Source organism: Burkholderia sp. E168m15 (assembly GCF_016586105.1).
Classification (GTDB): Bacteria; Pseudomonadota; Gammaproteobacteria; order Burkholderiales; family Burkholderiaceae; genus Burkholderia; species Burkholderia orbicola.
Genome location: NZ_BCPO01000001.1, coordinates 20,457 through 39,264, shown reverse-complemented (window position 1 = coordinate 39,264; position 18,808 = coordinate 20,457). Strand labels below are relative to the sequence as shown.

Genomic DNA, 18,808 nt, shown 5'->3' with positions numbered 1-18,808 from the left:
CTGGCCGCGCTCGCGGGCGGCGGTGACGTCGAACTGTACGAACTCGGCGAACCGGGCGCGGAGCCGCGGCTCGCGTCGGTCGGCCGCACCGACGCGCCGCTGCTGCCGGGCGCCGCGCCGCTGTCGTTCGACACGTTCGCGCGCCGGGCGCTGACCGAACCGTTCGATCTGTGCCAGTTCGAATTCGAATCGCAGCCGTGGCGCTTCGACCGCGCGACGGTGAAGCGCCTGCGCGTACCGATCGCGCTGGCCGCGGCGACGCTCGGCGTCGCGGTGATCGGGATGAACCTGCACTGGTGGAAGCTGTCGCGCGAGCGCGATGCGCTGTCCGCGCAGATCACCGAGACGCTGCTGTCTGCCTTCCCGAAGACGACCACCGTGCTCGATCCGCCCGCGCAGATGCAGCGCCAGCTCGACCAGCTTCGGCTCGCTGCCGGCGAGCTGTCGCCGAACGATTTCCTCGCGCTATCGAGCGGCTTGTCGCGCTCGATGGGCGCGCTGCCGCTGAACGGCATCGCGTCGCTCGACTATCACGACCGGCGGCTCGACGTCGGCTTCAAGCCGGAGGTCAAGGTCGATCCCGATTTCACGCAGCGCCTCGCGCGTAACGGACTGTCCGGCGAAGTCGACAGCAACACGGGCAAATGGACGATCCGGAGCCGCTCATGAAAACCGAACAACTGAACCAGACGCTGGCCCAGTTCTGGGGCGAGCGCACGCCGCGCGAGAAGACGCTGCTCGGCTGGGGCGGCGCCGTGCTGGCGGTCGCGATTGCGTATTCGGTGCTGTGGTCGCCCGCGCAGGAAGGCCGCGCGCGGATTCAGCGCGAACTGCCGGCGATGCGTCACGAACTCGCGCAGATGACCGCGCAGGCGAACGAGGCGAAGTCGCTGGCTGCCGCCGCGCAGGGTGTCGCGCCGACCGGCCTCGCGCTGAAGGATGCGCTCACTGCATCGCTGTCCGATCACGGGCTGCAGGGCGCGCAGGTGCAGATCGTCGGCAACGGCGTGCAGATCCAGATGAAGAACGTGTCGTTCCCGGCATGGACCCAGTGGCTCGACGATGCGCGCCGGCAGTTCAAGGTGCAGGTCGGCGAGGCGCATGCCACGGCGCTGAAGGAAGACGGCCAGGTCGATCTGACGGCCGTGATGCAACCTTCCGTCCAGAAATAGATGACGGCGGTGAATGACGCAAACGAAGGCCGGCCGATGCGGCCGTGGGTGAGACGGCTCGTCACCGTGTTGCCGTGGGTGCTGGCAGGCGGCCTGGCCACGGCGGTGACGCTCGTCGCGCTCGCGCCGGCCGCGTGGATCGCGCCGCAGTTCGCGCGTGCGACCGGCGGCCACGTGAATCTCGCCGATCCGGACGGGTCGCTGTGGCACGGCTCCGGCACGCTGATGCTCGCGCCGGGCGCCGACCAGAGCGCGGCGACGCTGCTGCCGGGCCGGGTCGAATGGACCACGCGCTTCTGGCCGTTGCTGACCGGGCGTGTTCAGATGCGCATGCGGCAGACCGAAGCGATGCCCGATGCGGTCACGCTCGATGCGACGTGGCGCGGCGCGGTGCTGTCGGCGGGCACGATGGCCGTGCCTGCGTCGCTGCTCACCGGGCTCGGCACGCCGTTCAACACGCTCGACCTGCAGGGCGACGTGCGGCTCGGCTGGAGCGACTGGCGGCTGATCGGCAACAACGCGTTCGGCCAGCTGACGGTGACGATCGATTCGATGAGTTCGCGCGTGTCGCGCGTGAAGCCGCTCGGTTCGTACCGCGCGGTATTGCAGGCGAAGGGCGCGGGCGCCGATCTCGACCTGTCGACGACGCAGGGCCCGCTGTTCCTCGACGGGCACGGCAGCTTCGGCCCCGGCCAAGGATCGTTCCGCGGGACCGCGCATGCGGCGCCGGAGCAGCAGGCAAACCTCGCCGGACTGCTGAACCTGCTCGGCCACCCGATCGGCAACAACCAGGTGTCGCTGATCTTCGGCGACGCGCAGCGCTGATTCTGATTGCGCGCGTCGCCCGCTTCCCTTTCTACTTCTGCGCGAGCGGCGCGGCGGCCGACGGTGCGGTGGCCGCGGGCGCGGCCGCACCGGACGCCGGCAAGGGCGCCGGCGCCGCCATGTCGCCGTTCTCGTGCGCCATCTCCGATACGTTCCAGCCGCCGCCGAGCGCCTTCACGAGCCCGACCGACGACACCATCCGCTGCCCGGCGATCGTCGCGAGCTTTTGCTGCGCGGTGAACGCGGTGGTCTGCGCGGTCAGCACGTTCAGGTACGCGACCGTGCCGGCCTTGTACTGGTTCGTGACGATCGCGAGCGCGTGCTCGGCGCTGTCGACCGCCTGCCGCTGCACGTCGATTTCCTGCGCGAGAATGCGCTGCGACGCGAGGTTGTCCTCGACGTCCTGGAACGCGGTGAGTACCGCGAGGCGATAGGCGGCGACGTCCTGGTCGTAGGTCGCGCGCGCGGCGTCGGTCTGCGCGGCGCGCAGCCCCGCGTCGAACAGCGTGGCCGCGAGCTGCGGGCCGACCGTCCAGAAGCGCGCCGGCAGCGTGAACAGCTGCGACCACACCGAGCTCTGTAAGCCGCCGGTGGCCGACAGCGTGAGCGTGGGGAAGAACGCCGAGATCGCGACGCCGATCTGCTCGTTCGCGGCCGCCGCGCGGCGCTCGGCCGCCGCGATGTCGGGCCGGCGCTCGAGGATCGCGGACGGCACGTCGACCGGCGTGACCGGCGGCTCGGCCGCGAGCGGGTTCGGCGGCAGCGAGAAGGTCGACGCGGGCTCGCCGATCAGCGTCGCGATCGCGTGCTCGTACTGCGCGCGGGCGACGCCGTTGTCGATCTGCGCGGCCTGCGCGCTCTGCAGCTGCGTTTGCGCCTGGATCACGTCGGCGCGCGCGGCGACGCCCTGCGCGTACTGGTTCTGCGTGAGCTGCAGCGAGCGTTCATACGACTTCACGGTGTCGTCGAGCAGCTTTTGCAGCGCATCGGACGTACGCAACTGGAAATAGGTCTGCGCGAGCAGCGCCTGCTGCGACAGCCGCGCGTTCGCGAGGTCGGCCGCGGCGGCCGCTTCGCCGGCGCGCTGCGCGCTGACGGTGCGGCTCACCTTGCCCCACAGGTCGGGTTCCCAGCTGGCGTCGAGGCCGACGCTGTAGCTGTTGTTGATCGATCCGGTCGACCCGCTGCCGAAATTCGACGACGAACCCGACGACAGCGACGTGCGCGGCGTCCGTGCGCGCGAGCCCGAGGCGGTCAGCCCGACGGTCGGGAAATACGCGGCGCGCGCCTCGGTGACGAGCGCGCGCGCCTGCCGGTAGGCGGCCGCCGATTGCGCGATGGTCTGGTTCGACGCGTTGAGCTTGCCGATCAGCGCATCGAGCTGCGGATCGTTGTAGACCGTCCACCACGCGCCGCGGTCGGCGCGATCGGCGGGTTGCGCGACTTTCCAGCCGGCCGGCGCTTCCTTGAACGCGGCGGGGATCGACGTGTCGGGGCGGTGATAGTCGGGCCCGACGGCGCAGCCGGCGAGCAGCACGGCCGTCGCAATGGCGACGGCGGCGCTCAGCGGGCGAACGGCGCGCGGGAGGGAGGCGTACGGCATGGTGGTTTTCCTGTCTGGGCGTGACGGCCGGCGAGCGGCGCCGCGCGATGCGGTCGTCATGCCGCTGGCGGACAAATGGTAACTGACGGCGGGAAAGCTGCGCAGCCCTAAGGGTACGGTGCGCGGCAGCCGGAATGTGTTACCGGCGCGGCCGGCCGGTTTACCGGCCATTACGGCCAGCTTGCGGGAAAACGGGCGGGCGAATCGGCGTACGGCACCGGCCGCGCGTGACGCGGCCGGCGATCAGGCGGGATCGTGCGGACAGCGGCGGGAGTGCTGCGGCGTCAGTGGCAGCGCACGGGCACCGGGACGGGTTCGGCGGCGGCAGCCCGCCATGTCGACGGCTCCGTCGCGGCCGGCTGGCTCGTGCGGCGGGCGGCATTTTTCGCGTTGCGCTGCCGGCGATGATCGAACCATGCGAACCCGAGCGCCGCGAGCGAGCCGCCAGGCACGACCAGCATCGTCACGTACAGCGCGATCTTCCAGCCGCGGTGCGGGCCGGAGAACACATGATGAGCGGTATCGGTCAGGTTGCGGCACAGCGCGCCGGCGGCATTTTTCAGGAACAGCATCGCGAACATCCTCGGGTGCCCGGCAGCGCGGGCCAATCGGTCAGAACATAGTCTCCGGCAGTGCAACATGCACGTCGTAACTGGTTGACTCAAATAATATTGACTAAGCAATCATTTTTCAAGATACTGGGCGCGTTTTAACCCGAAACGCACTATTGCTGCGCGCGCAATCGTATGACCGGCGGCCTCTACGATCCCGAGAACATCGCGCTGGAAACGAGCCTCGGCTATTACCTGTCGAAGGCGAAGCAGGCGCTCGTCGAGCGGATGGATCGCGCGCTCGAGCCGTTCGACCTCACCGCGCAGCAGATCGGCGTGATCCTGCTGCTGTCGCGCGGCTACGCGCGCACGCCGTTCGAACTGTCGCGCAAGATGTCGTACGACAGCGGCTCGATGACGCGCATGCTCGACCGGCTCGAACGCAAGGGGCTGATCGCACGGGCGCGCAGCGAGCAGGACCGCCGGATGATCGAGCTGACGCTGACCGAACGCGGCATCGAAGCCGCCCGCGCGCTGCCGTCGCTGGTCGCGACCGTGCTCAACGCGCAGCTCGAAGGCTTCTCGGCCGACGAACTCGCGACGCTCACCGGCCTGCTGCAACGCTTCATCGCCAACGGGCCCGGTTCGACCGGCTGCCCGAAGCCCGACGAACCCGACTGCTGACGCGCGCGGAGCCCCATGTCTAGGTTAAACACTCGCTTATTTCTCTGTCTGGGCAGAAGATGACAAGGCACCCGCTCCGCTTTTCCCCTTTTTCCTTCCACCCGGCCGGGCCGCGCTGCGTCGCGCGCCCGTGCGTTGTGCCGGCGCGTCGCGCGCGCCGCGTCTAGGAGATTCCGATGTCCGCCACCACGGCATCCGCCCCCTCCCCTGCTGCCGAACCGGCGCCGCTGACCGGCGGCGCACTCGCGCTGCTGACCGTCGGGCTCGCGCTCGGCACCTTCATGGAAGTGCTCGACACGTCGATCGCGAACGTCGCGGTGCCGACCATCTCGGGCAGCCTCGGCGTCGCGACGAGCGAGGGCACGTGGGTGATCTCGTCGTATTCGGTCGCGTCCGCGATCGCGGTGCCGCTGACCGGCTGGCTCGCGCGCCGGGTCGGCGAGGTGCGCCTGTTCACGCTGTCGGTGCTCGCGTTCACGATCGCGTCGGCGCTGTGCGGCTTCGCGACCAACTTCGAGACGCTGATCGCGTTCCGGCTGCTGCAGGGCCTCGTGTCCGGGCCGATGGTGCCGCTGTCGCAGACGATCCTGATGCGCAGCTACCCACCGGCGAAACGCGGGCTCGCGCTCGGGCTATGGGCGATGACGGTGATCGTCGCGCCGATCTTCGGCCCGTTGCTGGGCGGCTGGATCAGCGACAACTACACGTGGCCGTGGATCTTCTACATCAACCTGCCGATCGGTGTGTTCTCGGCGACCTGCGCGTATTTCCTGCTGCGCGGCCGCGAGACGAAGACGTCGAAGCAGCGGATCGACGCGATCGGCCTCGCGCTGCTCGTGATCGGCGTGTCGTGCCTGCAGATGATGCTCGACCTCGGCAAGGACCGCGACTGGTTCAACTCGACCTTCATCGTCGCGCTCGCGCTGATCGCGGTCGTGTCGCTCGCGTTCATGCTCGTGTGGGAGGCGACCGAGAAGGAGCCGGTGGTCGACCTGTCGCTCTTCAAGGACCGCAACTTCGCGCTCGGCGCGCTGATCATCTCGTTCGGCTTCATGGCGTTCTTCGGTTCGGTCGTGATCTTCCCGCTATGGCTGCAGACGGTGATGGGCTACACGGCCGGCAAGGCCGGCCTCGCGACCGCGCCGGTCGGGCTGCTCGCGCTGGTGCTGTCGCCGCTGATCGGCCGCAACATGCACCGGCTCGACCTGCGGATGGTCGCGAGCTTCGCGTTCATCGTGTTCGCGGGCGTGTCGCTGTGGAACGCGACGTTTACGCTCGACGTGCCGTTCAACCACGTGATCCTGCCGCGGCTCGTGCAGGGCATCGGCGTCGCGTGCTTCTTCGTGCCGATGACGACGATCACGCTGTCGAGCATCTCCGACGAGCGGCTCGCGAGCGCATCGGGGCTGTCGAACTTCCTGCGCACGCTGTCCGGCGCGATCGGCACCGCGGCCAGCTCGACGTTCTGGGAGAACGACGCGATCTACCATCATGCGCGGCTGTCGGAATCGGTGAGCATCTACGCGCAGAACACGACCGACTACCAGGGCGCGCTCGCGCAGCTCGGCATCGTCGGGCAGACGGCCAATGCGCAACTCAACCAGCTCGTCACGCAGCAAGGCTTCATGATGGCGACCAACGACTTCTTCCATCTGTCGGCGGGCGTGTTCGTCGCACTCGCGGCGCTCGTGTGGATCACGAAGCCGAAGAAGGGCGCGGGGCCCGCGATGGGGCATTGAGGGGGCGCGAGCAGCCCTGTATGCAGCCGACGACAGGTCTTGCGGGCATTCTCTATATGAACTAAGCTAGAACACTGACTGAACTTAGTTTATTTGAGGGATGCCATGCAGACCTACAACATGCATGACGCGAAGACGAACCTGTCGCGTCTGATCGACGAGGCAGTTCACGCGGGTGAACCGTTCGTGATCGCGAAGGCCGGCAAGCCGCTCGTCAAGGTTGTGCCGATCGATGCGCCCGAGGCGACGCGGCCGGCGCGGATCGGTTTCATGAAGGGTCAAATCGTGGTGCCGGCCGACTTCGATACGATGGGTGACGATGCCATCCGGAAGCTGTTCGAGGGCGACGCGTGAAACTGCTGCTCGACACGCACCTGATTCTTTGGGCGGCCGCGGACGCGACCGAATTGCCCGATCGAGCCCGTACGCTCATCGAGGATCCCGCCTATACCCTGTTGTTCAGCGTCGCGAGTCTCTGGGAGATCGTGATCAAGCGTGGGCTCGATCGCAATGATTTTCAGGTCGATCCGCACGTGCTGCGTCGCAATCTGCTCGACGCCGGCTACGTCGAATTGCCGATCACGAGCGCACATGTCCTCGCAGTCGAGCAACTGCCGCTGGTGCATCGCGATCCGTTCGATCGGCTGCTGATTGCCCAGGCGATTGCAGAAGGCGTTACGTTTCTCACGCACGACCATACGGTTGCCCGGTATCCGGGCCCGATTCGGCACGTCTGATCACGCTGAGCGGGGGCGCAACCGTCACTCCCTCGCCCGCAATCCCCCGAACGCCAGATCGTCGGCCGGCGCGAGCGGCAGCGTCGCCCGCGCGACGTCGAGCCACGCGCGCGCCGCATGCGACAGGTAGCCCTTCTTCAGCCAGCCGAGCGCGATCGCCCACGTGATTTCCGGCTCGACGATCGGCCGGCACGTGAACTGGCTCGCGTCGAGCCGCCGGCAATACGGCTCGGGCAGCAGCGCGATGCCGACGCCCGCATGCACGAGCGCGGCCATGAAATCCCAGTGGCCGCTGCGGCTCACGATCGACGGCGTGAAGCCGGCCTGCCGGCACGCATCGAGCACCGCGTCGTGCAGCGCGAGGCTTTCCGCATAGAACACGAACGATTCGCGCGCGAGATCCGCGAGCGGCACGGCCGCGTGCTCCTCCCAGCGCGACTCGCGCGGCGCGACGAGCCACAGCGGCGCGCGCACCATCGGCAGCCGCTCGAACGTGCCGGGATCGACCGGCTCCAGCAGGCCGCCGAGTTCCAGCTCGCCCGACATCAGCGCGGCCTCGATCATCCGCGCGCCCTGCTCGAACAGCTTCAGCTCGATGTTCGGGTAGCGCTGCTTGTACGCGGCGATGATCGGCGTGAACAGCGAACCGCCGAGCGGCGGGATGCCGATCGTCAGCTCGCCGCGCCCGAGCGTGCCGAGATCGTTCAGCTCCGACTGCAGCTGCGCCTGCGCGGCGAGCACGTCCTGGCCGCGCTGGAACACGATCCGCCCGGCGTCGGTCAGCACCATCTGCCGGCCGTCGCGCAGCAGCAGCGGCGAACCGATCTCGTCCTCCAGCGCCTTCACCATCTTGCTGATGGTCGGCTGCGTGACGAACAGCCTGTCGGCCGCCGCGGTGAAGCTCTGCTGGCGAACTACCTCGACGAAGTACCGCAACGCGCGCAATTCCATCGATCACTCCCCAAATTGGTGCGGCTGAATGCAAGCGAATTCCGAATTGGAATGACAAGGATAGAGACAAGTCATTTTATTTATGGTTAGGGGAAACCCTATACTTGCTCCATTGACAGAAACATCTGTATGGAGCCAGCCATGAACAAGCCGACCGCCACTGCCGCCGCCCGCCCCGTCGCTTCGGGCAGCCTCGCGCACACGGGCCGGATCGTGCTGCAGGCCACCGCGCTCGGCGTGCTGTGGATGGCGGTCGACTGGGCCGTGCGCACGGTCGGGCTGCCGATTCCGTCCGGCGTGATCGGCCTCGCGGTGCTCCTCGTGCTGCTGTTCTCGGGCCGCGTCGCCCCGGCATGGGTGAAGGACGGCGCGAACTGGCTCTTGTCCGACATGCTGCTGTTCTTCGTGCCGGCCGCCGTCGCGGCCGTGCAGTACGGCGGGCTGTTCCGCGAGGACGGCTGGCGCATCGCGCTGGTGATGCTCGCCGGCACCGCGTTCGTGATGGTCGCGGTGGCCGTCGCGGTCGATCTGGCCGCGAAACTCGAACGCCGGCTCGCCGCGCAGCGCGTGTTCGCCGAGCGCCGCCGCGCGCGCCTGAGCGCCGTCGCTCACTGAGCGGGAGCCTGCCATGCTCGCCGCGCTATCGAACCTGCCCGCCGACCGGGTGAATACCGCGATCTCCGTCGGCTGCTTCGTGCTGACGATCGTGCTGTATTTCGCGTCGAAGCGGCTCTACGCGTACAAGAAGACGCTGCTGTTCTCGCCGCTCGTGTTCGTGCCGGGCGTGCTGGTGCTGCTCGTGCTGCTGACCGGCATCCCGTATTCGGTCTATTTCCGCGACACGCGCTGGCTGATGTGGCTGCTCGGCCCGGCGACGATCGCGTTCGCGGTGCCGATCTACGACTATCGTGACCTGATCCGCCGCCACTGGCTGTCGTTGTCGGTCGGCGTCGCGGTCGGGATCGCCGCGGGCGTATGCGGGTCGCTGCTGCTCGCGAAGCTGCTGCACCTGTCGCCCGAGCTGCAGCGCTCGCTGATGACGCGCTCGGTGTCGACGCCGTTCGCGCTCGCCGTGTCGGACAAGATCCACGCGCCGAAGGATCTCACCGCCCTGTTCGTGATCGCGACCGGCATCTGCGGGATGCTGCTCGGCGAGCTCGTGCTGGCGCTCGTGCCGATGCGCACGCGGCTCGCGCGCGGCGCGCTGTTCGGCGCGGCCGCCCATGGCGTGGGCACCGCGAAGGCGCGCGAGATCGGCAACGAGGAAGGCGTCGTGTCGAGCCTGACGATGATGATCGCGGGCGTCGCGATGGTGCTGATCGCGCCGTTGCTCACGCTGCTGCCGATCTGACAGAAGTGCGGGCGGGCGCCGCTGGCCGCCCTGCCGCGCTTTCCGCCTGACGGCCCGGTTCCCGCCAGCCGCCCCCCGCCTGAGCGTTTCCTCCTCTGCATTCCTGCGCGACATCGCGCCGGCACCCGGCCGACCATCGGCTGAGATAGCCGCAATTCCCCCCTCTTTTCCGCCCATCGGCCTCGGCCCGGATGCCGAACAATGCATGCTACGAGACATCACGCACGCATTCACATGGCCACGACTGCAACTCCGACCGCCGACAAGCCGGCTTCGTCCGGCAAGTTCAAGCGCATCGCGCTCATCGCCGTCATCGCGCTGGGCGCGGCTGCCGCCGCCGCCGGCGGCATGTACGTGTTCCTGAACAAGGCAGGCGTCGGCCATCCGAGCGCGCCCGCCGAGCCGGCGCCGCTTGCCGCGCCGGTGTTCTTCCCGCTCGACCCGCTGACCGTGAACCTGCAGTCCGACGACGGCGCGCAGCACTACCTGCGCGTCGGCCTGTCGCTGAAGCTCACCGATCCGAAGGCGCAGGAGCAACTGACCGCGCGGATGCCGGAAATCCGCAGCCGGATCCTGCTCGCGCTGTCGAACAAGCATCCCGAGGAGCTCGCGACGCCGGAGGGCAAGCGTTCGCTCGCGACGGAGCTGCGGGAGCTGATCGAACAGCCGACGCAGCCGGGCAACCAGCGCGCGAAGGTCGACGACGTCCTGTTCACCGAGTTCGTCGTCCAGTAACGCGGCCGCGAAAGGAGCGCGTATGGGTCACCAGGAGTTCATGTCCCAGGAGGAGGTCGATGCCCTCCTCAAGGGCGTCACGGGCGAAACCGATGCAGTCGACGAGCAGCGCGACACATCGGGCGTCCGCCCCTACAACATCGCGACGCAGGAGCGGATCGTCCGCGGCCGGATGCCCGGCCTCGAGATCATCAACGACCGCTTCGCGCGCCTGTTGCGGATCGGCATCTTCAACTTCATGCGGCGCACGGCGGAAATTTCCGTCAGCCAGGTGAAGGTGCAGAAGTACAGCGAATTCACCCGCAACCTGCCGATCCCGACCAACCTGAATCTGGTGCACGTGAAGCCGCTGCGCGGCACGTCGCTGTTCGTGTTCGACCCGAACCTCGTGTTCTTCGTCGTCGACAACCTGTTCGGCGGCGACGGGCGCTTTCACACGCGCGTCGAGGGCCGCGACTTCACGGCCACCGAGCAGCGGATCATCGGCAAGCTGCTGAACCTGGTGTTCGAGCACTACACGACCGCGTGGAAGAGCGTGCGGCCGCTGCAGTTCGAATTCGTGCGCTCGGAGATGCACACGCAGTTCGCGAACGTCGCGACGCCGAACGAGATCGTGATCGTCACGCAGTTCTCGATCGAGTTCGGGCCGACCGGCGGCACGCTGCACATCTGCATGCCGTACTCGATGATCGAACCGATCCGCGACGTGCTCAGCTCGCCGATCCAGGGCGAGGCGCTCGAAGTCGACCGCCGCTGGGTGCGCGTGCTGTCGCAGCAGGTGCAGGCCGCGGAAGTCGAGCTGACCGCGAATCTCGCCGAGATCTCGTCGACGTTCGAGAAGATCCTGAACCTGCGCGCGGGCGACGTGCTGCCGCTGGAGATCGAGGACACGATCACCGCGAAGGTCGACGGCGTGCCGGTGATGGAATGCGGCTACGGAATTTTCAATGGTCAATATGCGTTGCGCGTGCAGAAGATGATCGGCGCGAGCGATTCGATGAAGGAAGGTGGATATGAGTGAGCTGAACCAGACGCCCGACGACGACATCCAGGCGATGGCCGATGCGGCCCTCGCGGCGTCGGCCGCCGACGCGAAGGCGCCGGCCGCGGCCGAGGAAGATCCGGGCATGGACGACTGGGCGGCCGCGCTCGCCGAGCAGAACGAGCAACCGGTGCAGGCGGGCGCGACGGGCGCCGGCGTGTTCCAGCCGCTGTCGAAGGCCGCGGCGAGCTCGACGCACAACGACATCGAGATGATCCTCGACATCCCGGTCAAGATGACCGTGGAGCTCGGCCGCACGAAGATCGCGATCCGCAACCTGCTGCAGCTCGCGCAGGGGTCGGTCGTCGAGCTCGACGGCATGGCCGGCGAGCCGATGGACGTGCTCGTGAACGGCTGCCTGATCGCGCAGGGCGAAGTCGTGGTGGTCAACGACAAGTTCGGTATTCGCCTCACCGACATCATCACGCCGGCCGAACGCATCCGGAAGCTGAATCGATGAACGTCGTGATGTCCGGCCGGCGCGCGTGCCGCGCGATTGCGGCGGCGGCACTCGCCACTGTCGCGTCGCTCGCATGCGCGCCGGCCGGCGCCGCCGACATGAACGCGGTGAACCACCCCGGTTCGATCGCGTCGAGCGTGACGGTCGGTTCGGCCGCGCCGTCGCTCGGCATCGGCGCGGTGCTGCAGACGCTCGTCGGGCTCGCGGTCGTGATCGGCCTCGTGTTCGCGTGCGCATGGCTCGCCCGCCGCTTCGGCTTCCAGCCCGCGCGGCGCGGCGGCCCGCTGAAGGTCGTGTCGAGCGTGGGGCTCGGCGCGAAGGAAAGCGCGACGATCGTCGAGATCGGCGATACCTGGCTCGTGCTCGGCGTCGCGCCGGGCAACGTGCGATTGCTGCATACGCTGCCGGCCGGTTCGGTGGCGGCCACCGCGACGGCGACTGCGGGCTCGGCCCCGGCCGACGCGTCCGTCGGCGGCACTTCGTCCGACGCCAGCCTGCCCGGCACGTTCGGCTCGCGGTTTCGCGACGCGCTCGCGGGCGAAGCCGCGAAACGCCTCGGGCGCGGCAAGGACCGCTGACATGGCGCCGCGCCCTCTTCCAGTCTCCGCATTCCGATGAAACACGCATTCCTGCGTCACGCGGCGCGCGTCGCGCCCGTGTTGATCCTCTGTCTCGCCCCGGCGCTCGCGTATGCGCAGGCGAACGGCCTGCCCGCGTTCAACGCGAGCCCGGGCCCGCACGGCGGCACCACCTATTCGCTGAGCGTGCAGACGATGCTGCTGCTCACGATGCTGTCGTTCCTGCCGGCGATGCTGCTGATGATGACGAGCTTCACGCGCATCATCATCGTGCTGTCGCTGCTGCGCCAGGCGCTCGGCACCGCGACGACGCCGCCGAACCAGGTGCTCGTCGGCCTCGCGATGTTCCTCACCTTCTTCGTGATGTCGCCGGTGCTCGACCGTGCGTACAACGACGGCTACAAGCCGTTCTCCGACGGCTCGATGCCGATGGAGCAGGCCGTGCAGCGCGGCGTCGCGCCGTTCAAGACCTTCATGCTGAAGCAGACCCGCGAGACCGATCTCGCGCTGTTCGCGAAGATCTCGAAGGCCGCGCCGATGCAGGGCCCGGAAGACGTGCCGCTGTCGCTGCTGGTGCCCGCGTTCGTCACGAGCGAGCTGAAGACCGGCTTCCAGATCGGCTTCACGGTGTTCATCCCGTTCCTGATCATCGACATGGTCGTCGCGAGCGTGCTGATGTCGATGGGGATGATGATGGTGTCGCCGTCCACCGTGTCGCTGCCGTTCAAGCTGATGCTGTTCGTGCTGGTCGACGGCTGGCAGCTGCTGATCGGCTCGCTCGCGCAGAGCTTCAGTTAAGCGGAGGAACACGCGCGATGACGCCCGAACAAGTGATGACGCTGGCGCACCAGGCGATGATGGTCGGCCTGCTGCTCGCGGCCCCGCTGCTGCTGGTCGCGCTCGCGGTCGGCCTCGTCGTGAGCCTGTTCCAGGCCGCGACGCAGATCAACGAAGCGACGCTGTCGTTCATCCCGAAGCTGCTCGCGGTCGCTGCGACGCTCGTGATCGCCGGCCCGTGGATGCTGACGACGATGCTCGACTACCTGCGGCAGACGCTGCTGCACGTCGCGACGCTCGGCGCCGGCTGAGCCGCGCTCGGCCCCCTTCTCCCGTATGTTCTCGGTCACCTACGCGCAGCTCAACGGCTGGCTCACGGCGTTCCTGTGGCCGTTCGTGCGGATGCTCGCGCTGGTCGCGACGGCGCCCATGGTCGGCCACGCGGCCGTGCCGGTGCGCGTGAAGATCGGCGTCGCCGCGTTCATGGCGCTCGTCGTCGCGCCGACGCTCGGCGCGATGCCGGACGTCACCGTATTCTCCGCGCAGGGCATCTGGATCCTCGTCAATCAATTCCTGATCGGCGTCGCGATGGGTTTCACGATGCAGCTCGTGTTCGCGGCCGTCGAAGCGGCCGGCGATTTCATCGGGCTGTCGATGGGGCTCGGCTTCGCGACCTTCTTCGATCCGCATTCGAGCGGCGCGACGCCCGCGATGGGCCGGTTCCTGAACGCGGTCGCGATGCTCGCGTTCCTCGCGGTGGACGGCCACCTGCAAATGTTCGCGGCGCTCGCCGCGTCGTTCCAGTCGCTGCCGGTGTCGGCCGACCTGCTGCACGCGCCGGGCTGGCGCACGCTCGCCGCGTTCGGCGCGACCGTGTTCGAGATGGGGCTGCTGCTGTCGCTGCCGGTGGTCGTGGCGCTGCTGATCGCGAACCTCGCGCTCGGCATCCTGAACCGCGCGGCGCCGCAGATCGGCATGTACCAGATCGGCTTTCCCGTAACGCTGATCGTCGGGCTGTTGCTCGTGCAACTGATGATCCCGAACCTCGTGCCGTTCGTGTCGCATCTGTTCGACATGGGGCTCGATGCGATGGGGCGGGTGTTGATCGGCTGGCGCTAGACGCGCGGCCGGCCGCTTTCGACTCGCTTCGGCGCCTGTCGCCCCGTTCCGCCCTCCGTTGCTGGAAAACCCCTAAACGAACCGCTACCCCGCGAAAGGTTGCAGAAGGTTTCGCCTCCCTATACTCGTGATGACGATGCAGCACGCATCGCGCCATACGAATACAACGAAGGAGACGACCCCGATGCGACCTATCCTGCGCACCCTCGCCGTGGCAGCCAGCCTGAGCTGCGCGCTCGCCGCTCACCCCGCTTTCGCCGACGACGGCGGCAAGATCACGATCATGGTCGGCGGGATCGCGAAGCTGATCTACCTGCCCGCGCGGCTCACGCAGGAGCTCGGCAACTTCAAGGCCGAAGGGCTCGACGTCGAGCTGCTGTCGCAGCCGGCCGGCGTCGACGCCGAGAACGAGCTGCTCGCGGGCGCCGTGCAGGGCGTCGTCGGCTTCTACGACCACACGGTCGACCTGCAGAGCAAGGGCAAGGACGTGAAGGCGATCGCCGTGCTCTGCCAGGTGCCGGGCGAAGTCGAGATGGTGTCGACCAAGGCCGCGCCGACCTTCAAGTCGATGGCCGACGCGAAGGGCAAGACGCTCGGCGTGACGGGCCTCGGCTCGTCGACGAGCTTCCTCACCCAATACCTCGCGCTGCAGCACGGCGTGCCGTCGACGCAGTACACGATGCTGCCGGTCGGCGCCGACGCGAGCTTCATCGCCGCGATCAAGCAGGGCCGCATCGACGCCGGGATGACGACCGAGCCGACGGTGTCCGCGCTCGAGAAGATGGGCGACGCGAAGGTGCTGGTCGACCTGCGCACGCTGGAAGGCACGCGCGCCGCGCTCGGCGGCACCTACCCGGCCGCGAGCCTGTACGTGCAGTCGGCGTGGGCCGATGCGCACAAGGCGGAAGCGACCAAGCTCGCGCACGCATTCGCCAAGACGATGCAGTTCATCCACACGCACAGCGCCGAGGAAATCGCCGCGAAGATGCCGGCCGACTACCAGAAGGACAAGGCGCTGTACGTGGCCGCGCTGAAGGCGTCGCTGCCGATGTATACGGCCGACGCGAAGATGCCGGCCGACGGCCCGGCGATCGTGCTGAAGGTGCTGTCGGCGTTCAACCCGTCGGTGAAGGGCAAGCACATCGACCTGGCGCGCACCTACACGAACGATTTCGTGAACGCGAAGTAATCGGGCTCGGCAGTCGCGCCGGCGGCGGCGATCCCGCCGCCGTGCGTTCCCCGTTCCGGCCCGGTTGACCGGCCCGGCGCCGCCCCGCTGCGGCGCCTTCCTCACCCGCAGGATCAATGCGATGAACCAGGCAGTTTCCCCGAGCACACCGGCGATCGAGTTTCGCAATGTGTCGTGCCGCTTCATTTCGCCGGAAGGCAAGGCCACCGTCGCGCTGCGCGACTTCAGCATGAGCGTCGCGCGCGGCGAGTTCATCGCGATCGTCGGCCCGACCGGCTGCGGCAAGTCGACCACGCTGAACCTGATCACCGGGCTGCTCAAGCCCGCGTCGGGCGAAGTCCGCGTGATGGGCCGCCCGGTCGACGGCATCGACCCGCGCATCGGCTTCGTGTTCCAGGCGGACGCCGTGTTCCCGTGGCGCAACGTGATCGACAACGTCGCGGCCGGCCCGCTGTTCCGCGGCCGCTCGAAGGATGTCGCGTACGCGCAGGCCGAGGAATGGATCCGCAAGGTCGGCCTCGACAAGTTCACCAAACACTACCCGCACCAGCTCTCCGGCGGGATGAGAAAGCGCGTCGCGCTCGCGCAGACCTTCATCAACCAGCCGGAAATCCTGCTGATGGACGAGCCGTTTTCCGCGCTCGACATGCAGACCCGCACGCTGATGCAGGACGAGCTGCTGCAGCTGTGGTCCGCGAACAAGGGTTCGGTCGTGTTCGTCACGCACGATCTCGAAGAGGCGATCGCGCTCGCCGACCGCGTGTTCGTGCTGACCGCACGCCCCGCGACGCTCAAGCGCGTCGTCGAGATCGACCTGCCGCGCCCGCGCGTCATGTCGGAAGTGCGCTACGACGCGCGCTTCATCGAAATTTCCAGGGACATCTGGCACGACCTGCGCGAAGAAGTGCAGATCGGCTGACGCATACGCCGCACGGCGGGCTACGGCACGCCATCGCAAGAAACAGCAAGGACAGGAGCATGACCGACATGACGCTTCCCCCCACCGCCATTCCGGCAACGTCGCTCGAGGACGAGTCGCGCGCCGCTCAAACCCGGCTGCGCCGCCGCCGGCAACTGATCATCGGCCTGCGGATCGCCGTACTCGTGATCGTGCTGGGCGGCTGGGAACTCGCCGCACGGCTGAAGTGGATCGACCCGTTCTTCTTCTCGATGCCATCGCTGATCTTCGAGCAGATCCAGGACTGGTTCGTGAACGGCACGTCGCAAGGCCCGCTGCTCACGCAGGTGTGGGTCACGCTCGAGGAAACCACGATCGGCTTCCTGATCGGCTCGGTGGCCGGCGTAATCTGCGGGATCGTGCTCGGCCGCAACAAGCTGATGGCCGACGTGTTCGGCCTGTACATCCAGATCGCGAACTCGATTCCGCGCGTCGTGCTCGGCTCGGTGTTCGTGATCGCGCTCGGCCTCGGGATGGCGTCGAAGATCGCGCTGGCCGTCGTGATGGTGTTCTTCGTCGTGTTCGGCAACGCGTTCCAGGGCGTGCGCGAAGCGGATCGTTACCTGATCGCGAACGCGCAGATCCTCGGTGCGTCGCGCCGGCAGATCACCACGTCGGTCGTGATCCCGTCCGCGCTCTCGTGGATTCTCGCGAGCCTGCACGTGAGCTTCGGCTTCGCGCTGGTCGGCGCGGTGGTCGGCGAATTCCTGGGTTCCAAGCAAGGGATCGGGCTGCTAATCTCCACCGCCCAGGGCGCGTTCAACGCGAGCGGCGTGTTCGCGGCGATGATCGTGCTGGCCGTGGTCGCGCTGGCCGCCGACTACCTGCTGACGCGGATCGAGAAGCGGCTGCTGAAGTGGCGTCCCGCGGCGTTCTGAACACCGCCGATCGGCGCCTGACATGACACCCCCGACCGCGCCGGCGCCCCCGGCGCGGTTCGGCATTTCGGAGAAGGAGCGCGAGAGGATGGCGCACAGCCTGCGCGGGCGGCTCTTGTGGTGGCTGCTGCTGCCGCTCGCGGTGTTCGTGCTGATCGCCGGCGCGATGTCGTACGACACCGCGCGGACCACGGCCGCGCTCGTGCAGGACAGCGCGCTCGTCGCATCCGCGCGCACGATCGGCGAGGACGTCGAATGGCGCAACGGTCGGCCCGCGGCCGACGTGCCGCCCGCCGCGCTGGAGATCTTCGAATCGCCGTCGGGCGACTCGGTGTTCTACAAGGTGATCGACGGCCACGACCGCCTGCTCACCGGCAATCCGGCGCTCGACCTGCCCGCGCGGCACGGCACCGAGCCGACGCTGTACGACACGTCGCTTGACGGCGTGCGGCTGCGCGCGGTGGCCTACGACCGCCAGCTATATGACGAGGGGCAGGTCGAGACGGTCACGGTGGTGGTCGCGAAAACGACGCGTTCGTACGGCGCGATGGTCGCGACGATCTGGCGGCCGCAGCTCGTGCGCCTGTCGTTGATGCTGGTGCTCGCGGTGGTGCTCGTCTATCTCGGCCTCACCTTCGAGCTGCGCCCGCTGATGAAGCTCAAGGACGACGTGGCCGACCGCGGGCCGATGGAGCTGGAGCCGATCCGCCCCGAACGGCTCCAGCACGAGCTGCGGCCGATCGTCGACGCGATCAACCAGTGCATCGCGCGCCTGAACATGCATACGGCCACGCAACGCCGCTTCATCGCGGATGCCGCGCATCAGTTGCGCACGCCGATCGCGGTGCTCGATACGCAGATCCAGTACGCGCAGCAGCGCGGCAACGGCGATCACGAACTCGCGTCCGTGCTCGACAGCATGCAGCGCAGCAGCCGCAAGATGGCGGATGTGACCGACAAGCTGCTGCTGCTCGCGCATGCGGAAGCGACGCCGTCGACCTTGCTCACCCACCGCGTCGATCTGGCCGCGGTGGTGTCGAGCGTGCTGGAAGAGACGATCGTGCTCGCGCAGCGGCGCGACATCGACCTCGGCGCCGACCTCGGCGAGCGGCTCGACGTCGCGGGCAGCGACAGCCTGCTCACCGCTCTGGTGATGAACCTCGTCGACAACGCGGTGCGCTACACGCAGCCCGGCGGCTGCGTGACGGTCTGCGCGCGGCGCGACGGCGACACGATCGTGCTCGACGTGGTCGACGACGGCCCCGGCATCCCGGCCGAAGCCCGACCGCACGTCTTCAAGCGGTTCTACCGCGTGTCGGCCGATACCGAGGGGTCGGGCCTCGGGCTCGCGATCGTGCGCGAGATCGCGCTGGCGCACGGCGGCAGCGCATCGCTCGCGCCGGGGCCCGGCAATCGCGGTGTCGTCGTGACCGTGCGCCTGCCCGCTTTCGATTGAAGA

General features: G+C 68.2%; 23 protein-coding genes. 20 read left to right on the top strand and 3 right to left on the bottom strand.

The features are described from left to right. From gspL to JMF86_RS00215, 3 genes are all read left to right on the top strand, one after another. A partial coding sequence (gspL, locus tag JMF86_RS00225; RefSeq protein ID WP_143260477.1) for a type II secretion system protein GspL occupies window positions 1–669 on the top strand: 669 nt, incomplete at its 5' end. Beyond that, a complete protein-coding gene (gene gspM, locus JMF86_RS00220; RefSeq protein WP_054928223.1) occupies window positions 666–1,172 on the top strand; it encodes a type II secretion system protein GspM in 507 nt (168 codons plus the stop codon). The genes gspL and gspM, both read left to right, overlap by 4 nt. Before the next feature lie 36 nt (window positions 1,173–1,208). Further along, window positions 1,209–1,997: a type II secretion system protein N gene (locus JMF86_RS00215; protein ID WP_012327580.1), complete on the top strand. Its 789-nt coding sequence runs from the start codon at window positions 1,209–1,211 to the stop codon at window positions 1,995–1,997. 31 nt (window positions 1,998–2,028) lie between these two features. Here JMF86_RS00215 and JMF86_RS00210 read toward each other — a convergent pair whose 3' ends face one another. Together JMF86_RS00210 and JMF86_RS00205 are read right to left on the bottom strand one after the other, a co-directional pair. Beyond that, on the bottom strand, window positions 2,029–3,600 hold the full coding sequence (locus JMF86_RS00210; RefSeq protein ID WP_054928199.1) for an efflux transporter outer membrane subunit: 1,572 nt from the start codon (window positions 3,598–3,600) through the stop codon (window positions 2,029–2,031). Window positions 3,601–3,884: 284 nt separating this feature from the next. Next, on the bottom strand, window positions 3,885–4,172 hold the full coding sequence (locus tag JMF86_RS00205) for a multidrug ABC transporter ATPase (protein WP_082409373.1): 288 nt from the start codon (window positions 4,170–4,172) through the stop codon (window positions 3,885–3,887). Window positions 4,173–4,346: 174 nt separating this feature from the next. Here JMF86_RS00205 and JMF86_RS00200 point away from each other — a divergent pair, with 174 nt between their 5' ends. The 4 genes from JMF86_RS00200 to JMF86_RS00185 all read left to right on the top strand — a co-directional run bounded on the left by JMF86_RS00200 (window position 4,347) and on the right by JMF86_RS00185 (window position 7,311). Next, window positions 4,347–4,835: a MarR family winged helix-turn-helix transcriptional regulator gene (locus JMF86_RS00200; protein WP_011544460.1), complete on the top strand. Its 489-nt coding sequence runs from the start codon at window positions 4,347–4,349 to the stop codon at window positions 4,833–4,835. Window positions 4,836–5,011: 176 nt separating this feature from the next. Beyond that, window positions 5,012–6,574: a DHA2 family efflux MFS transporter permease subunit gene (locus tag JMF86_RS00195; protein ID WP_011544461.1), complete on the top strand. Its 1,563-nt coding sequence runs from the start codon at window positions 5,012–5,014 to the stop codon at window positions 6,572–6,574. Between the two features lie 105 nt (window positions 6,575–6,679). After that, complete coding sequence (locus JMF86_RS00190; RefSeq protein WP_006477238.1) at window positions 6,680–6,928, top strand: type II toxin-antitoxin system Phd/YefM family antitoxin; 249 nt, start codon at window positions 6,680–6,682, stop codon at window positions 6,926–6,928. Then, window positions 6,925–7,311, top strand: a complete 387-nt coding sequence (locus JMF86_RS00185) for a type II toxin-antitoxin system VapC family toxin (RefSeq protein WP_006477237.1) — start codon at window positions 6,925–6,927, stop codon at window positions 7,309–7,311. The genes JMF86_RS00190 and JMF86_RS00185 overlap by 4 nt, the downstream gene beginning before the upstream one ends. 24 nt (window positions 7,312–7,335) lie before the next feature. On the opposite strand, the gene JMF86_RS00180 is transcribed toward JMF86_RS00185, so the two are convergent. Further along, the gene (locus JMF86_RS00180; RefSeq protein ID WP_054928197.1) at window positions 7,336–8,262 is read right to left on the bottom strand and encodes a LysR family transcriptional regulator; all 927 of its coding nucleotides are present in this window, start codon (window positions 8,260–8,262) and stop codon (window positions 7,336–7,338) included. 141 nt (window positions 8,263–8,403) lie between these two features. On the opposite strand from JMF86_RS00180, the gene JMF86_RS00175 reads away from it, so the two are divergent. From JMF86_RS00175 to JMF86_RS00115, 13 genes are all read left to right on the top strand, one after another. Beyond that, window positions 8,404–8,877 (top strand): CidA/LrgA family protein, encoded by a 474-nt coding sequence (locus JMF86_RS00175; protein WP_054928196.1) that lies wholly within the window; start codon window positions 8,404–8,406, stop codon window positions 8,875–8,877. 13 nt (window positions 8,878–8,890) lie between these two features. Continuing rightward, the gene (locus JMF86_RS00170) at window positions 8,891–9,613 is read left to right on the top strand and encodes an LrgB family protein (RefSeq protein WP_011544465.1); all 723 of its coding nucleotides are present in this window, start codon (window positions 8,891–8,893) and stop codon (window positions 9,611–9,613) included. A 234-nt stretch (window positions 9,614–9,847) separates the two neighbouring features. Further along, window positions 9,848–10,348 carry a flagellar basal body-associated protein FliL gene (gene fliL / locus JMF86_RS00165; RefSeq protein WP_023477391.1) on the top strand — a complete coding sequence of 167 codons (501 nt, stop codon included), beginning with the start codon at window positions 9,848–9,850 and terminating at the stop codon, window positions 10,346–10,348. Between the two features lie 22 nt (window positions 10,349–10,370). After that, window positions 10,371–11,369 carry a flagellar motor switch protein FliM gene (gene fliM / locus JMF86_RS00160; RefSeq protein WP_006477232.1) on the top strand — a complete coding sequence of 333 codons (999 nt, stop codon included), beginning with the start codon at window positions 10,371–10,373 and terminating at the stop codon, window positions 11,367–11,369. Continuing rightward, window positions 11,362–11,850 carry a flagellar motor switch protein FliN gene (gene fliN, locus JMF86_RS00155; RefSeq protein WP_011544466.1) on the top strand — a complete coding sequence of 163 codons (489 nt, stop codon included), beginning with the start codon at window positions 11,362–11,364 and terminating at the stop codon, window positions 11,848–11,850. Before fliM ends, fliN begins: the two co-directional genes overlap by 8 nt. Beyond that, complete coding sequence (gene fliO, locus JMF86_RS00150; protein ID WP_054928195.1) at window positions 11,847–12,428, top strand: flagellar biosynthetic protein FliO; 582 nt, start codon at window positions 11,847–11,849, stop codon at window positions 12,426–12,428. The genes fliN and fliO overlap by 4 nt, the downstream gene beginning before the upstream one ends. Before the next feature lie 36 nt (window positions 12,429–12,464). Continuing rightward, a complete protein-coding gene (gene fliP / locus JMF86_RS00145; RefSeq protein WP_006477229.1) occupies window positions 12,465–13,226 on the top strand; it encodes a flagellar type III secretion system pore protein FliP in 762 nt (253 codons plus the stop codon). 17 nt (window positions 13,227–13,243) lie between these two features. Further along, the gene (gene fliQ / locus JMF86_RS00140) at window positions 13,244–13,516 is read left to right on the top strand and encodes a flagellar biosynthesis protein FliQ (RefSeq protein WP_006401718.1); all 273 of its coding nucleotides are present in this window, start codon (window positions 13,244–13,246) and stop codon (window positions 13,514–13,516) included. A gap of 25 nt (window positions 13,517–13,541) precedes the next feature. Then, the gene (gene fliR / locus JMF86_RS00135) at window positions 13,542–14,324 is read left to right on the top strand and encodes a flagellar biosynthetic protein FliR (protein ID WP_027809606.1); all 783 of its coding nucleotides are present in this window, start codon (window positions 13,542–13,544) and stop codon (window positions 14,322–14,324) included. Between the two features lie 184 nt (window positions 14,325–14,508). Next, window positions 14,509–15,513: an ABC transporter substrate-binding protein gene (locus JMF86_RS00130; protein WP_027812877.1), complete on the top strand. Its 1,005-nt coding sequence runs from the start codon at window positions 14,509–14,511 to the stop codon at window positions 15,511–15,513. A gap of 121 nt (window positions 15,514–15,634) precedes the next feature. Next, window positions 15,635–16,432 (top strand): ABC transporter ATP-binding protein, encoded by a 798-nt coding sequence (locus tag JMF86_RS00125; RefSeq protein ID WP_006477226.1) that lies wholly within the window; start codon window positions 15,635–15,637, stop codon window positions 16,430–16,432. A gap of 59 nt (window positions 16,433–16,491) precedes the next feature. After that, window positions 16,492–17,349: an ABC transporter permease gene (locus JMF86_RS00120; RefSeq protein WP_201316666.1), complete on the top strand. Its 858-nt coding sequence runs from the start codon at window positions 16,492–16,494 to the stop codon at window positions 17,347–17,349. An 88-nt stretch (window positions 17,350–17,437) separates the two neighbouring features. Further along, window positions 17,438–18,805 (top strand): sensor histidine kinase, encoded by a 1,368-nt coding sequence (locus JMF86_RS00115; RefSeq protein ID WP_054928194.1) that lies wholly within the window; start codon window positions 17,438–17,440, stop codon window positions 18,803–18,805. Window positions 18,806–18,808 lie beyond the last annotated feature (3 nt).

Bases quoted from the DNA above. Each gene is read 5' to 3' on its own strand.
- fliM (WP_006477232.1), top strand. From the start codon at position 10,371: ATGGGTCACCAGGAGTTCATGTCCCAGGAGGAGGTCGATGCCCTCCTC.
- JMF86_RS00120 (WP_201316666.1), top strand. From the start codon at position 16,492: ATGACCGACATGACGCTTCCCCCCACCGCCATTCCGGCAACGTCGCTC.
- fliR (WP_027809606.1), top strand. From the start codon at position 13,542: ATGTTCTCGGTCACCTACGCGCAGCTCAACGGCTGGCTCACGGCGTTC.
- JMF86_RS00115 (WP_054928194.1), top strand. From the start codon at position 17,438: ATGGCGCACAGCCTGCGCGGGCGGCTCTTGTGGTGGCTGCTGCTGCCG.
- JMF86_RS00200 (WP_011544460.1), top strand. From the start codon at position 4,347: ATGACCGGCGGCCTCTACGATCCCGAGAACATCGCGCTGGAAACGAGC.
- JMF86_RS00170 (WP_011544465.1), top strand. From the start codon at position 8,891: ATGCTCGCCGCGCTATCGAACCTGCCCGCCGACCGGGTGAATACCGCG.
- JMF86_RS00180 (WP_054928197.1), bottom strand. From the start codon at position 8,262: ATGGAATTGCGCGCGTTGCGGTACTTCGTCGAGGTAGTTCGCCAGCAG.
- fliQ (WP_006401718.1), top strand. From the start codon at position 13,244: ATGACGCCCGAACAAGTGATGACGCTGGCGCACCAGGCGATGATGGTC.
- gspM (WP_054928223.1), top strand. From the start codon at position 666: ATGAAAACCGAACAACTGAACCAGACGCTGGCCCAGTTCTGGGGCGAG.
- JMF86_RS00125 (WP_006477226.1), top strand. From the start codon at position 15,635: ATGAACCAGGCAGTTTCCCCGAGCACACCGGCGATCGAGTTTCGCAAT.
- fliN (WP_011544466.1), top strand. From the start codon at position 11,362: ATGAGTGAGCTGAACCAGACGCCCGACGACGACATCCAGGCGATGGCC.
- JMF86_RS00130 (WP_027812877.1), top strand. From the start codon at position 14,509: ATGCGACCTATCCTGCGCACCCTCGCCGTGGCAGCCAGCCTGAGCTGC.
- JMF86_RS00210 (WP_054928199.1), bottom strand. From the start codon at position 3,600: ATGCCGTACGCCTCCCTCCCGCGCGCCGTTCGCCCGCTGAGCGCCGCC.
- fliO (WP_054928195.1), top strand. From the start codon at position 11,847: ATGAACGTCGTGATGTCCGGCCGGCGCGCGTGCCGCGCGATTGCGGCG.
- JMF86_RS00175 (WP_054928196.1), top strand. From the start codon at position 8,404: ATGAACAAGCCGACCGCCACTGCCGCCGCCCGCCCCGTCGCTTCGGGC.
- JMF86_RS00195 (WP_011544461.1), top strand. From the start codon at position 5,012: ATGTCCGCCACCACGGCATCCGCCCCCTCCCCTGCTGCCGAACCGGCG.
- JMF86_RS00205 (WP_082409373.1), bottom strand. From the start codon at position 4,172: ATGCTGTTCCTGAAAAATGCCGCCGGCGCGCTGTGCCGCAACCTGACC.
- JMF86_RS00190 (WP_006477238.1), top strand. From the start codon at position 6,680: ATGCAGACCTACAACATGCATGACGCGAAGACGAACCTGTCGCGTCTG.
- JMF86_RS00215 (WP_012327580.1), top strand. From the start codon at position 1,209: ATGCGGCCGTGGGTGAGACGGCTCGTCACCGTGTTGCCGTGGGTGCTG.
- fliL (WP_023477391.1), top strand. From the start codon at position 9,848: ATGGCCACGACTGCAACTCCGACCGCCGACAAGCCGGCTTCGTCCGGC.
- fliP (WP_006477229.1), top strand. From the start codon at position 12,465: ATGAAACACGCATTCCTGCGTCACGCGGCGCGCGTCGCGCCCGTGTTG.